14 protein-coding genes and 2 pseudogenes are annotated in these 12,920 nt (G+C 70.9%); 9 read left to right on the forward strand and 7 right to left on the reverse strand.

What is annotated here, in order from left to right:
• Positions 1–264 precede the first annotated feature (264 nt).
• The gene (locus tag ACFVWD_RS54955) at positions 265–621 is read left to right on the forward strand and encodes a hypothetical protein (RefSeq protein ID WP_389606427.1); all 357 of its coding nucleotides are present in this window, start codon (positions 265–267) and stop codon (positions 619–621) included.
• Positions 622–833: 212 nt separating this feature from the next.
• Here the strand turns inward: ACFVWD_RS54955 and ACFVWD_RS54960 are convergent, their stop codons facing one another.
• Positions 834–1,493 (reverse strand): response regulator, encoded by a 660-nt coding sequence (locus ACFVWD_RS54960; protein ID WP_389606428.1) that lies wholly within the window; start codon positions 1,491–1,493, stop codon positions 834–836.
• Entirely contained in the window at positions 1,490–2,617 is a 1,128-nt protein-coding gene (locus ACFVWD_RS54965) for a sensor histidine kinase (protein WP_389606430.1), read from the reverse strand. The genes ACFVWD_RS54960 and ACFVWD_RS54965 overlap by 4 nt, the downstream gene beginning before the upstream one ends.
• 232 nt (positions 2,618–2,849) lie before the next feature.
• Here ACFVWD_RS54965 and ACFVWD_RS54970 point away from each other — a divergent pair, with 232 nt between their 5' ends.
• Positions 2,850–3,248 carry a DUF6223 family protein gene (locus ACFVWD_RS54970; RefSeq protein WP_389606432.1) on the forward strand — a complete coding sequence of 133 codons (399 nt, stop codon included), beginning with the start codon at positions 2,850–2,852 and terminating at the stop codon, positions 3,246–3,248.
• Between the two features lie 282 nt (positions 3,249–3,530).
• Positions 3,531–4,838 carry an NAD(P)-binding domain-containing protein gene (locus ACFVWD_RS54975; protein WP_389606434.1) on the forward strand — a complete coding sequence of 436 codons (1,308 nt, stop codon included), beginning with the start codon at positions 3,531–3,533 and terminating at the stop codon, positions 4,836–4,838.
• A gap of 190 nt (positions 4,839–5,028) precedes the next feature.
• Here ACFVWD_RS54975 and ACFVWD_RS54980 read toward each other — a convergent pair.
• Positions 5,029–5,952, reverse strand: a pseudogene (locus tag ACFVWD_RS54980) (APC family permease); the annotation flags it as partial.
• Positions 5,953–5,971: 19 nt separating this feature from the next.
• Here ACFVWD_RS54980 and ACFVWD_RS54985 point away from each other — a divergent pair.
• A pseudogene (locus ACFVWD_RS54985) lies at positions 5,972–6,313 on the forward strand (VOC family protein); the annotation flags it as partial.
• Between the two features lie 56 nt (positions 6,314–6,369).
• On the opposite strand, the gene ACFVWD_RS54990 reads toward ACFVWD_RS54985, so the two are convergent.
• Together ACFVWD_RS54990 and ACFVWD_RS54995 are read right to left on the reverse strand one after the other, a co-directional pair.
• A complete protein-coding gene (locus ACFVWD_RS54990; protein ID WP_351620663.1) occupies positions 6,370–7,089 on the reverse strand; it encodes a cation transporter in 720 nt (239 codons plus the stop codon).
• Positions 7,089–7,424 (reverse strand): ArsR/SmtB family transcription factor, encoded by a 336-nt coding sequence (locus ACFVWD_RS54995; RefSeq protein ID WP_389606436.1) that lies wholly within the window; start codon positions 7,422–7,424, stop codon positions 7,089–7,091. Before ACFVWD_RS54995 ends, ACFVWD_RS54990 begins: the two co-directional genes overlap by 1 nt.
• Before the next feature lie 191 nt (positions 7,425–7,615).
• Here ACFVWD_RS54995 and ACFVWD_RS55000 point away from each other — a divergent pair, with 191 nt between their 5' ends.
• The 3 genes from ACFVWD_RS55000 (at position 7,616) to ACFVWD_RS55010 (ending at position 10,213) form a co-directional block, all read left to right on the forward strand.
• A complete protein-coding gene (locus tag ACFVWD_RS55000; protein ID WP_389606438.1) occupies positions 7,616–8,398 on the forward strand; it encodes a sulfite exporter TauE/SafE family protein in 783 nt (260 codons plus the stop codon).
• A 275-nt stretch (positions 8,399–8,673) separates the two neighbouring features.
• Entirely contained in the window at positions 8,674–9,600 is a 927-nt protein-coding gene (locus ACFVWD_RS55005; protein WP_389606440.1) for a Ku protein, read from the forward strand.
• A 148-nt stretch (positions 9,601–9,748) separates the two neighbouring features.
• Entirely contained in the window at positions 9,749–10,213 is a 465-nt protein-coding gene (locus ACFVWD_RS55010) for a hypothetical protein (protein WP_389606442.1), read from the forward strand.
• Between the two features lie 408 nt (positions 10,214–10,621).
• Here ACFVWD_RS55010 and ACFVWD_RS55015 read toward each other — a convergent pair whose 3' ends face one another.
• Positions 10,622–11,197 (reverse strand): TetR/AcrR family transcriptional regulator, encoded by a 576-nt coding sequence (locus ACFVWD_RS55015; protein ID WP_097287849.1) that lies wholly within the window; start codon positions 11,195–11,197, stop codon positions 10,622–10,624.
• 137 nt (positions 11,198–11,334) lie between these two features.
• Between ACFVWD_RS55015 and ACFVWD_RS55020 the strand changes: the two genes are divergently transcribed.
• On the forward strand, positions 11,335–11,952 hold the full coding sequence (locus ACFVWD_RS55020) for a methyltransferase domain-containing protein (RefSeq protein WP_389606444.1): 618 nt from the start codon (positions 11,335–11,337) through the stop codon (positions 11,950–11,952).
• A gap of 32 nt (positions 11,953–11,984) precedes the next feature.
• Positions 11,985–12,632, forward strand: a complete 648-nt coding sequence (locus ACFVWD_RS55025; RefSeq protein WP_389606446.1) for a DUF2218 domain-containing protein — start codon at positions 11,985–11,987, stop codon at positions 12,630–12,632.
• Positions 12,633–12,812: 180 nt separating this feature from the next.
• On the opposite strand, the gene ACFVWD_RS55030 is transcribed toward ACFVWD_RS55025, so the two are convergent.
• Positions 12,813–12,920, reverse strand: a 108-nt coding sequence (locus ACFVWD_RS55030; RefSeq protein ID WP_382148064.1) for a transposase, incomplete at its 5' end; no start/stop codon positions are given.

A 12,920-nucleotide genomic window follows, 5' to 3' on the forward strand; every position in this document is an offset into this window, starting at 1 on the left:
AAGGTCGTCGACCTGATGGCCGCCCTGCAGGAGAGCATCCGCAAGGCGCAGGCAGCGCGCGGCGAGGACGCCGGCGATGCCGAGGTCCACGAGATGCCGACGGCCAAGAGGAAGACTGCGAAGAAGACCGCGGCGGCGAAGAAGCCGGCCCGGCGGCAACGGGGCACCTAGGCAGAGCTCGTCTTCACGCGCCTCGACCAGCGGTATCTGCCCGGATGAAGGGCCTGGCGCAAGTACCAGTGCGCCCAGAGCACGTCCGAAGCAGTGATCGGCGGTGTCACCGGTTCGTTGAAGGAGCCGCTCACCCTCCTGCTGGGCCGCTACGACGAAGCGGGCGACCTGCGGATGGTCGCCCGCACCACCCCTCTGACGACTGCGGTCCGGCGCGAACTGGGCCAGCAGCTGGAGCCCGCAGGCATTGAACACCCGTGGTATGGACGGCACTTCAGCGCCAGTTGGGGAACTGGCGGCGAGCTGGAGTACAGCCCCGTCCGGCCGGACCTGGTCGCGGAGTTCGTCGCCGACACCGCCATCGACGCCGGACGCTACCGCCACCCGGTCCGCTTCGTACGTCTGCGCGACGACCTCACCCCGCAGGAAACGCCGCCCTTCACCGCCTGACCGCTGTACCCCGGGGAGATCACGGTACGGGCGAACTGACCATCGACTCCTCGGAGATGGCGGCGGTCTCTTCGGTGCGGGTTATGCGCGCCCCGCCGGAGGTCTCGCTTACCGGTTTGCTTGGGGGCGTGAAGGCGGAGAGCACCGTTGCGGTGATGTGGTCGGGGCATGGTCGGACGTGCCACCGCGAAGTCGGCAACGGAGCTCGGCGGTCAGCCGTTGCGCGGGGTGACCAGGCCGGATTCGTAGGCGAGGACCACGAGCTGGGCCCGGTCCCGGGCGTGGAGTTTGGTCATGGCCCGGTTGATGTGGGTCTTCGCGGTCATCGGGCTGATCACCATGTGGTCGGCGATCTGGTCGTTGGACAGGCCCCGTGCGGCCAGGGCGACCGCTTCGCGTTCCCGGCCGGTCAGCTCCTCCAGCGCGGCGCTGGTGGTGGGGAGCGGCTGTGTGACGTACCGGTGGATGAGCTTGCGGGTGATGGTGGGGGCGAGCAGGGCGTCGCCGCGGGCGGCTACCCGTACGGCGTGCAGGAGGTCCTCCGGCACGATGTCCTTGACCAGGAACCCTGCGGCGCCGGCGCGCAGCGCGTCGAAGACGTACTCGTCCATGCCGTAGTTGGTCAGCATGACGACGTGTACGTCGGCCAAGGCCGGGTCCGCGGCGATGCGCCGGGTCGCCTCGATGCCGTCCATGACCGGCATCTGGATGTCGATGAGCGCGACGTCGGGCAGGCATTCCTTGATGAGCACCAAAGCCTCGTCGCCGTCGGCGGCTTCGGCCACCACCTCGATGTCGTCTTCGAGGTCGAGCAGTGCGCGGAAGCCGCTGCGGATGAGCGGCTGGTCGTCGACCAGCAGGACACGGATCATGATGCTCGTTCCACGGGGAGTTCGGCCTGGACGGTGAAGCCGTGCTCGGTGCGTGGCTGCGCGCGCAGCCGGCCGCCAAGGGCGGTGACGCGTTCGCGCATGCCGAGCAGCCCGAGGCCGGGGGCCGGGGCGTCATCGGGGGTGGCCTTGCCGTCGTCGTCCACCTGGACGGCAAGGGCGTCGGGCCGGTATTCGATCCGGACCGTCGCGGTGGTGGCGCAGGCGTGCCGGGCGGTGTTGGTCAGCGCCTCCTGGACGATGCGGTAGGCGGTCCGGCCCACCGCGGCCGGCACGGCGTGCCGTTGCCCTTCGATCGTCAGCGTCGCGTCCAGGCCCATCGAACGGGCGCGCTCCACGAGTTCCGGTACGTGTTCGAGGCTCTGCGGCGGGGTGGTGTCGTCGTCGCGCAGGGCTTCCAGAGTGGCGCGCAGTTCCCGGGTTGCCTCCCGTCCGGCCATCTGGATCGCCAGCAGGGTCTCGGGCACCTCCTCGCCACGCCTGCGGGCTACGTGGACGGCGACCTCGGACTGCACCTTGATGATCGAAATCTGGTGGGTGAGGGAATCGTGCAGCTCCCGCGCGATGTGCAGCCGCTCCTCATCCGCGCGGCGCCGAGCGGTCTCCTCCCGGGTGCGCTCGGCTTCGTCCGCCCGCTGCTCGGCCTGCCGCAGTGCCTCCCCGGAGGCGAAGGCGGCGATCAGCCAGGCGATTTCCAGGACGTTCCGGGCCTGCGCGAACGCTTCGCGCGCTGGCCCGTCGCGGAAGACCAGTGCCGTGAGAGGCAGGACGACGAGCAGGGACACGGATGCCGCCACCGTCAGGGCACGGTGCCCGGCCCGCACGGCTCCGTACACCGCAACCAGGTACGGGACAGCGAGCGCCTCAAAACCCGCCGCGTCGTACCCCACCGCGCACAGGCCGGTGACAGCCAGCACGGCGATCGGAGCCCTGCGACGGGCGACCAGCGCCAGCCCGCCCGCCGCCAGCAGCACGGCGCCGAACAGCTCGCGCTTTCCGGCCGGGTGCTGCCCCGACAGCCCGGTTCCCAGCAGCAGTGCCGCCACGCCGACGGCAATCGCCCAGTCCATGGCACCGGCCGGGACACGAAAACGCCCTGTGTCCATGCGCGCACCCTAGCCGGACGCGGCTGCGGGCGAGTCCCGCCCGCGGACGAGCGGCTGGCTACCGCACCCGCGGTACGTGCCCGCCGCCTGCCGCGTGCGCGGCAGTCCACTGCCATGTCGACGGCAGTGCGAAAAGACTGCGCCCGCCGGACGACCAGCCGTGCGGTCGGCGGGCACGCTCAAGGCACAACGGAAACCGCGGAATTCGCCACGTACGACGGAGGAGAGCGGCATGAGTGCAACAGATGTCCTGACGGTGGCCGCCGAGGGCGGAGTCATCGGCGACGGGCGGACCGGGGCCATCCTGGCCCTCGGCGTGGGGCTGATCGGCGTGGCCGTTGGCTGGCTGGCCCTGGCCCGCGTCGCCGGCCGGTTCAGCACCGGCAACGCGCGTACCGGCGCTATGTCGGCCATGGCGGTGGGCCTGGTTGGCACGGCCCTCGCGGCGCTGCATCTGGCCACCTCCAGTGGTGGCCCGGGCACCGGCAACGGAATCGTGGGAGCCATCGTGGCCATCCCCTTGGGGCTGATCGCCATGGCCCTCGGCCGGCGCGCTCTCACCCGCTCCCGACGCGCTGAGCGGAGCGCCGACCGCTTCGAACACGAGCGGGAGTTCGGGTCCACCTCATAGGCGTCGCCGGGCCTACGCTGACGGTCCGCCCGGGCATGTGAGTCCGGGGCGAGCCTTCTCTGAACTGAGCCCCGTACGAGGCCGTGGTCTCTGGGGAAGTCCAAAGCCTGTTCCCGCCGAATCACCGGGTGGCGGCGGCCGTCGTCCTTCTCGGTCCGATAGGTAAGTTTTTGGGCAACGTGTGCCGGTATCTGTGACGCAGGCAGGCACACTGGCGCACAAAGGGGGGGCAGTGTGCGTGGCCGGGTGCCCGTATGCAGCCGTTGGCCGCGTGCGTCTGGGGTGGGCGCCGCAGTGGCAGTGGGGGGATGGATGACGCAGTCGCTTTCCGGGCAGCGCCGTGCCGAAAACCGGCCGGATGCCGGCACGCGTGGCGGGCCGGTCGTGGTGGTCGGCGCTGGTCCGTACGGTCTGTCGGTGGCCGCTCATCTGCGGGCGGCCGGGATAGTGGTGCGGGTTTTCGGCGAAGTCATGGGCAGTTGGCGGCACTCGATGGCGACCGGGATGTTCCTGAAGTCGACGCCCGCGGCGACCGATCTGTCGGCTCCGGTGCCGGGGGGCCGGTTGGCGGACTTCTGCCGTGCGGCGGGCGAGCCGGAGTTGACCGAGTTGACGCCGATCCCGTGCGAGACGTTCGTGCGCTACGGGATGTGGTTCACGCAGCGGTATGTCGGCCCGGTGGAGGCGGCCCGGGTGTCGGCGGTGGAGCGTTCCGGGGCCGGTTTCGTCGTCCGGTTGGAAGGCGGCGGGGAGATCGAGGCGGCGGCCGTGGTGGTGGCCACCGGGCTCGCCACGTTCGCCTATGTCCCCGACGAGTTGTTGCCGCTGGCGCCCGGCGGGCCCGGGCCGCAGGCCGCACTGTCCCACACGAGCCAGCACACCGACCTGTCCGAGTATGCGGGGCAGCGGGTGGCGGTGGTCGGGGGCGGCCAGTCGGCCCTGGAGAGTGCCGCGCTGCTGCACGAGGCCGGCGCTGACGTCGAGGTGCTGGTGCGCGATGCCCGGGTGCTCTGGGGAGTGCGCCTGCAGGTGCGGCGGCCGTGGGGGGAGCGGCTGGCCGCCCCGGCCTCTGCGCTGGGGACGGGCTGGGTGCTCGCCGCGGTCTGCGGCGTTCCGGGCGCCGTACGACGGCTGCCGGCCGCCGCCCGGATGCAGCTGTTTCGCCGCGCGCTGGGCCCTTCGGGCGGGTGGTGGCTGCGCGAGCGAGTGGAAGACGTGGTGCCCGTTCGCACGGCGTGCCGTGTGGAGCGGGCGCGTCGGTCCGGGGCCGAGGTGCACCTGCGCCTCGGCGGCGAGGGCAGCGGGCCGGCCGATCGCGTCGTCGACCATGTGCTGGCGGCCACCGGGTACCGGCTCGATGTGGATGTCCTGCCCTTTCTGACGCCGTCGGTGAGGCGGGCGGTGAGCCGCGTGCCCGGCTCGCAGGCTCCTCGTCTGTCCGGTGCGTTCGAGTCCAGCGTGCCGGGGCTGTATTTCACCGGTTCGCTGGCGGCGCCCATGTTCGGGCCGATGCTGCGTTTCGTGGCGGGCACGGAGTTCGCGGCCCGGCGGATCGCCGGGCGGCTGGTGCGGCAGGTTCCGCGCCGCTGACTGCACGTCCCGGGCGTCGCCGTGCCGTCTGTGTGCACCGCTGGGCAGCCTCGTTGCCTTGTACGGGCGGTTGCCGATCTCGGTCTCGTCGCTGCCGGAGTGAGCGGGGTGCGGGAGTCCCAGTGGGGCGCGGCCCTGGGTACCCGGCTGCGGCACGTGATGGCACACCCCGCGCGTGCAGGTGAGCGGTTCAGGACGCCCGGCGGGCGGTGACGGCCCGGCGTATGACGTAGGCGGCGATGCCGGCGGCGAGGAGCACGGTTCCCCACGCGACGGAGGCGGCGGGCAGGGTGAAGGCCAGCAGCAGGCAGCCGGCCAGGCCGAGTGCGGGGACGATGCGGGGCGGGCGGTTCTCGTCCGGCGTGAGCGTCCAGGCGGAGGCGTTGGCGATGGCGTAGTAGACGAGGACGCCGAAGGAGGAGAAGCCGATCGCGCCGCGTACGTCGGCGGTGGCGGCGAGCACCACGACGACGGCGCCCACCAGCAGTTCGGCGCGGTGCGGTACCTGGAAGCGCGGATGAACGGCGGCCAGGACGTGGGGCAGGTGCCGGTCGCGGGCCATCGCCAGGGTGGTGCGGGAGACGCCAAGGATCAGGGCGAGCAGGGAGCCGAGCGCGGCGACGGCCGCCCCGACCCGGACGACGGGCGCCAGCCAGTCCGCCCCCGCGGCCCGCACCGCTTCCGACAGCGGCGCGGCCGCCTCGCCCAGCCGATGGGGGCCGAGCACCGTCAGGACGGCGAGGGCCACGGCCGCGTACACGACCAGGGTGATGCCGAGGGCGATTGGGATGGCGCGGGGGATGGTGCGCGCGGGGTCGCGGACTTCCTCGCCGAGGGTGGCGATGCGGGCGTACCCGGCGAAGGCGAAGAACAGCAGGCCCGCCGCCTGCAGCACGCCGCTGACGGTGGCGTCGGAGCCGACACTGAGCCGGCCCGCGTCCGCTGTCGACGAGGTGAGGGCGGCGACCACGACCGCCGCCAGCACGGTCAGCACGACGGCGACGATCGCCCGGGTCAGCCACGCGGACTTCTGGATCCCGGCGTAGTTCACGGCGGTCAGCGCCACCACCGCGGCGACCGCCACCGCGTGGGCGTGACCGGGCCACACGTACGAGTTCGCCAGCGTCCGCTACCTCGTCGACGACGTCCAGGCGGCCATCGACTTCTACACCACCCACCTGGGCTTCACCCTCCGCAGCAACCCCGCCCCCGCCTTCGCCGACGTGACCCGCGGGCCGCTGCGGCTGCTGCTGTCCGGCCCGGCCACCTCCGGCGCCCGCGCCACCCCCAGCGACCTCGGCGCCGGAGGCAACCGCATCCACCTGATCATCGACGACCTCGACACCGAAATCGACCGGCTGCGCAGCGCCGGACTCACCTTCCGCAGCGATGTCGTCTCGGGCCCCGGCGGGCGCCAGATCCTGCTCACCGACCCCGCCGGCAACCTCATCGAGCTGTTCGAACCCGCCCGCTGAGCGGAGCGATTTTCACACCCGCCGTAAGCGAGTCACGGCAGCGCCGGGGCTGCCGATCAGTTGCAGCAGTCGCACCCGGGGCGGCAGCCGCACGCGTCGCTCACCTCGGCCCCGGCCGGATGCGTCGCGGCGGAGGGGGCACAGCAGCCCTTGCCCTGCCAGGCGTCGCGGCCCTCCTTGACGGCGATGGCAGCGATGACGAGGGCGGCAATCGGGTCGGCCCAGGACCAGCCGAGGGTGGCGTTGAGGACCAGGCCGACCAGGAGGACGGCGGAGAGGTACGTACACAGCAGGGTCTGCTTGGAGTCGGCGACCGCACTGGCGGAGCCGAGTTCGCGGCCGGCCTTGCGCTGGGCGGCGGACAGGAACGGCATCACGGCCAGGGACAGCGCGGCGATGACGATGCCGGGGATGGAACGTTCAGCCTCCCCCGTGCCGGTCAGCGCCCGGACCGCGTCGACGCTGACGTACGCGGCGAGCACGAAGAAGGAGAGGGCGATGATCCGCAGGGTGGTCTTCTCCCGCGCCTCGCGCACGGCGTGCTCGCGGGCGGAGAACTGCCAGGCCACCGCGGCGGCCGAGGACACCTCGATGACGGAGTCCAGGCCGAAGCCGATCAGCGCGGTGGAGGAGGCCATCGTCCCGGCGGTGATCGCGACGATCGCCTCGATGACGTTGTAGGTGATGGTGGCCGCGACCAGCAGCCGTATGCGCTTCGCCAGCGCGTCGCGGCGAGCCGGGGAGGGGCCGATGCCGATGGATATCTCCGCGGTCATCAGCAGCAGCCCTTCGTCTCCGCGTCCGGGCAGGTCTTGTCCGCCTCGACGGCGACCACGGCGGTGCGCAGGTGGTCCAGCGCGTGCCCGAGGCGCTCGTCGGCGAGCTCGTAGCGGGTGCGCCGGCCGACCGGCACCGCGACGACCAGTCCGCAGTCGCGCAGGCACGCCAGATGGTTCGACAGCCGGGTCCGGGAGATCTCCAGGGCGTCGGCGAGGTCGGCGGGATGGGCCGGGGCCTCGCGCAGGGCGAGCAGGATCCGGCAGCGGATCGGGTCGGCGAGGGCGCGGCCGAACCGCGCCAGCACCTCGATGTCAGCAGCGAGAGTCAGCACACCAACGACAGTACACGGCATCCTGAATCCAGAGAATCGTGAATCATTGATTCCCGGTGCAAAGGCGCCGCGCGAGTGCCGCTGGTCCCGCCCGACAGCGCTCGGCTGATCATGAACATCTTGTTGCGGGCCACCTCTCTTCCCTTTCGGGCGCCGATACTGGCCGGGCGATCGAAGAGCCGGGGGCGACGGTGGACTGGACGGTGCCGGGAGGGCTGGCCGCCGGCCTGCTGATCGCGACCGTAACCGCCCCGGTCGGCGTGTCCGGCGCGGTGTTCCTCCTGCCCATCGAGCTGAGCGTCTTCGGCGTGCCCAACCCGGCCGTCAGCGCAACCAACCTGCTGTTCAACGTCGTCGCCGGGCCCGGCGCCCTGTGGCGCTACCGCCGCGACGGCGCCCTGCACGGCGACCTCGCCCGGCGCCTGGTGCTGGGCACACTGCCAGGCGTCGTCCTCGGCGCTGCCATCCGCGTCTTCGCCCTGCCAGGCCCGGACGTCTTCCGGCTCCTGATCGCTACCCTGCTGCTGCCGCTGGGGCTGTGGCTGTGCCTGCGCGCCCTTGCCCCGGCACGCCACCGGCCGCCGTCCGCTGGAGAGTTGGCGCCTCGCACGCTCACCGGTCTCGCGCTGGTGGTCGGCGTGGTCGGGGGCATCTATGGCATCGGCGGCGGTTCGCTGCTCGGCCCGATTCTCGTCGGACGCGGTCTGCCCGTCGCCCGCGTCGCTCCGGCTGCGCTCGCCGCTACCTTCGCCACGTCCCTTGTCGGCGCCGCCTACGCGCTGCTGTCGCTCGTGAGCTCCGGAGAGGTCGCCCCCGACTGGTGGCTCGGCCTCGCCTGCGGCACTGGCGGACTGATCGGCGGTTACCTCGGAGCCCGTCTCCAGCCCCGCCTGCCCGAACGGGCCCTACGGCTTCTGCTCGGCACCCTCGCCACAGCCCTCGGTGCCCTGTATGCCGCCCAGACCCTGAACTGAGCCCACCCCAGTGGGAACTACGACGGAGGACCTGAACCGGCGTTCGGCATTGGACAACGGACAATGAGAAACCCTGTCCATAATTTCATCTCGTAGCTCCAGTCCGTGCCGGTGGGGAGTTCCGGTACGGACTGTGCGAGGGCGACGGAGACGGGCCAGTCCACTCGTCCAGCCTGCGGTGGTGTCGACGGTGGTGCGCGTCGGTGTCATCGGGGAGCGGGCCGTGGCGGGGGCTTTTAGGCTGGTGGGGCTCGGGGTTGTCGTGGAGGTCTGTGATGCCCCGACCGCTGTGGAGCGGCGCCATTTCCTTTGGCCTGGTGACCATTCCGGTGAAGCTGATGAGCGCCACCGAGGACCGTTCGGTCCATTTCCATCAGGTCCATACGGAGGACCTGGGCCGGGTGCGGGTGCGCAAGTACTGCGAGGCGGAGGACCGCGAGGTGTCCGCGGCCGAGATCGGCAAGGGGTACGAGGTCTCCAAGGACACGCTGGTCGCCGTCACGGACGAAGAGCTGGAAAAGATGCCGCTGCCGACCGCGAAGGCGATCGAGATCGTCGCGTTCGTGCCGGCCGCGTCGATCGACCCGGTGCGGCTGAGCGGCGACAGCTACTTCCTGCGGTACGACGGCCAAGTCGCGGCAAAGCCGTACGCACTGATCGCCCGGGCGCTGGCCCGCAACACGAAGGTGGCCGTGGCAAAGCTGGCGTGGCACGGGCGCGAGCGCCTGGTGCTGTTGCGGGTCCGGGACGGGGCACTGGTCGCGCACGTCCTCAAGTGGGACGACGAGGTGCGCGACCCCTCCGAGCTCGCGCCGAAGGAGGCCAAGGTCACCGACTCCGAGATCGACGAGGCGCTGCGGCTGATCGACTCGATGGCGACGGACGACATCTCCGGCTACCGGGACGAGTACCGCCAGGCACTCGAGGCGGTACTCGAGGCGAAGGCCGAGGGCCGACAGCCACCCGAACCGAGCACCGAGGCCGAGGAACCGGGCGATAAGGTCGTCGACCTGATGGCCGCCCTCCAGGAAAGCGTCCGCAAGGCCCAGGCCGCGCGCGCCGAGGACGGCGGCGATGCCGAGGTCCACGAGATGCCGAAAAAGCCAGCGGCCGGGAAGCCCGCGAAGAAGACGCCCGTCAAGAAGACTGCGAAGAAGACCGCAACGGCAAAGAAGTCGGCCCGGCGGCAGCGAGGCGCCTAGCGCGCACAAGATCGTTCTGGCTTCGTGGCAAGGACGTCGAGGACTTCAGCGGCGACCAGGTCCTCGCCGTCGGCATGCCGGATGGCCAGGGTCAGCCGGAGTATCCAGAAGGCTCCCGACGCCCGACAGGTGTCGGCTGGGTGAGAGAATGCTGAACGCATTCGGCGCCGAGCAGACTGTCCCAGCGTTGCGACGGTTCGCCCAGCGGCACCGTGTTGCGACCCCGCGATCGGGCAGACAGCGCGCCCGGAGCGGTATCGGTCCCGTGCTGGCGTACCTGCCCGATGCGAAGACGCTGGAGTTCGCCGCCGGCTTGGCGAGGAACTCCTCACTCGCAGCCGTTGAGGGGGCCAATCTGTTCCCTCTGCGCGGGTGGGCGGCACAGGTGAACGCCGTCGACCTCACGCGCCCGGAGGACAAAGCCGACAGGTTGGATGCGCGGCTCACGTCGGCACTGGCCAGGTTGAAGTTCTACGGAAACAACGGCTACGGGCCACCGTTCGACCGTCAGCAGGCAGCGCGAATTCTCGACGATCTTCGGCTGCTGATTTGCTCGATCGTGACGTGGTCCTCGGCGCCATGGCCGCCCAAGGCGTCAGCCCCAACGGCCTGAAACGCCTCGGCCAGCTCATCGACTCCTCCAGCGGCCGGTAACGACCAACCTCCACACCTGCGCGGGGAACCGGCCACGGGCTCGTGTCGCTCTGCCCGCAGTGCCGACGGCTGGCCGCAAAACTCACGCACCGGCTCGCCGTCTACGCCGCTGCCCGATTCCGGCGCGGGTGAGACGGGCCCGGCGCTGCGGGGTCGCCCTCCGAGTCTCGTCAGCTCTGCGACTGCCGTTGGCGTGAACGAGCTGGCCGCATCGGAAGCCGGCCAGAGCAACTTGTAGCGACGGAAGCTTGTTACGAGCTGCACGGTCCCGTGCCCGGCCACGTGCAGCTCGGCATGGATGCGCGTCGAGGTCCACTGAGACGCATCGCCATCCCTCCGAGCACCCGAAACGGACCCAGGGCCGGCGTCAGCCCGGCGGACGCAGTCCGGTCAGCGTGACCGCGACGAGGCGCCGGACCGCCGACTTGGAAGCGAGGGCACCGGCCGCGGCGAGGGCGTGCAGGCAGAAGCTCGCCAGTTCGTCCGGGGAGACGTCGTCCCGGATGTCCCCGGCCTGCGCACCCTCGGCCAGCAGTTCCCGGAGGAAGTGCTGGAGGTGCTGCTCCGCTCCGGCGACGTGCCCGCCTCGGTGCAACAGCGCTCCGAGTTCCGCGCCGTGGCCGTGGCGCCGCTGCTGGATGAACGCGTACGCCTCCAGTACCCGTTCGAGCCGCTCGCCGGGACCGCCGGGGCCGTGCCGGAGTTCGGCGAGTTCGTGGAGGTGTCCGGAGATCTGGCGCTCATGCCAGGCCACCATGATCGATTCGACGTCCGGGAAGTACTTGTACAGCGTGGCCCGGCCGATACCGCTCTCCCCGGCGATCTTCGACATCGTCACCGCACGCAGCCCGTGCTCCATCACCAGCGCCGCCGTGGTCTCCAGAACCGCGTCGCGTACGGCGCGGCGGTGCTCCTCGATGGTCTCGTTCCACAGCTTCGGCACCGCCCCAGCATACGACCCGCCGATGTCGATACAGAATGCATTGACAGCGACAGAGTGTATCGATAAAAGTTGGGTTGTTACGGGGACCTGGAAGCCCGCCCCTCGCGGGCACCGCCCCCGACGGGAAGGACACCCGCATGACCGGCTCACCCCACCGCCCCTACGGCCTGGCACCGCATGAGCCCGATGACCTCTACGCCGTCCCGCCGCCCTGGGACATCGGACGGCCCCAACCAGCGTTTCTCGCCCTAGCCAAGGTCGGCGCTCTGCGGGGCCGGGTTCTCGACATCGGCTGCGGAACGGGCGAACACGCCCTCATGGCCGCCGGACTCGGCCTCCACGCCACCGGCGTCGACCTCGCCTCCCGCGCCCTGTGCACCGCCGAGACCAAGGCACACGACCGCAGCGGCAAGGCTCGCTTCCTCCGTCACGACGCCCGCCAACTGGCTGGCCTGGGCGAACAATTCGACACCGTGCTCGACTGCGGCCTTTTCCACGTCTTCGACGATGACGACCGCACCGCGTACATCGACGGCCTGCGGTCCGTGATCCCGCCGGGCGGCCGCTTCTTCATGCTCTGCTGCAGCGACCGGGAGCAGAGCAGCTGGGGGCGCGTACACAAGGTGACGCGGGAGGAGATCGAGGCCGCGTTCGCCGACGGCTGGCGGATCGAGTCCATCGAGGCCACCACGATCGAGATCACCACCGACCCCGACGGCCTCCGGTCCTGGCTGACCGCCGCCACCAGGATCTGAGTTCTCCGCCCGCGACCGAGCCGAGGAAGTCCATGCTCACCGCCGAAGCCCACATCGATACCGAACGCCCCAACCGCTACCTCGTACAACTGTGCAAGCACTTCGCCAACAAGGGTCGTCATCTGGGCCATCGCCCACGCACCCACCGCGGCGGTGACGCTCAGGCACCGCGCGAGACCCACACATCTCCCGAGATTCGGCCCGACCAGATCCACGTCGAATGGACCGACACCCAAGGAACGGTCCGCCTGCCTTGGGGCACCTGCGCCCTCCAGGCAGCCCCAGGCGCGTTGACACTGCGCGCCCAGTCGCCGGACGAGGAGAGTCTGCGGCGACTGCAGGATCTCGTCACCACCCACCTCAGCAGGTTCAGCAGGCGCGATCCGCTGCAGGTGGACTGGCAACGGCCCGAAGCGCCTGCCGTTCAGGCCACCGCGTCGGCTCCCGCGGTTCCTTCACGAGGCGCGGCGTTGCGCCGCCGCCATGGCGGGTGGACCGGGGTCGCCGCAGTCGTAGCGGTGGCCGCTGTCGTGGCCGTGCATCTGGGGCTGGGCGGGGCCGTTCTGGCAGACACGAGGTGGACTGGTTGGGCCGTCGGCTTCGTCGTGACGGCTGCCGTGGTGAAGATCGGCGTCGTCGGCAGTCTCGCCGTACGTCGCAGCCGCCGCCGTACCGGGTAGGAACCGGAGTCCCGACATAACATACCCCGGGGGGTACTCGCCCCGTGAGCGCTACCGCCTCCGGAAGGGTGCAGGTCTGTGGATGCGATCGGGCACGCTCTGTGTCCATCGTGATCTTGCAGGGTATCCCCGGCTTCAGCCGGGGAGGGAATGCATCCTAAGACTGCTCTGACCTGCACTTTAGAGCGGGCGTTTCTGCTGCTCGATGTACTGACGGATTACCGTGAGCGGTGCGCCACCGCACGAGCCTGCGAAGTAGGAGCGGGACCAGAACACCGAGCCCATGCC

Source organism: Streptomyces sp. NPDC058086 (assembly GCF_042885015.1).
Classification (GTDB): Bacteria; Actinomycetota; Actinomycetes; order Streptomycetales; family Streptomycetaceae; genus Streptomyces.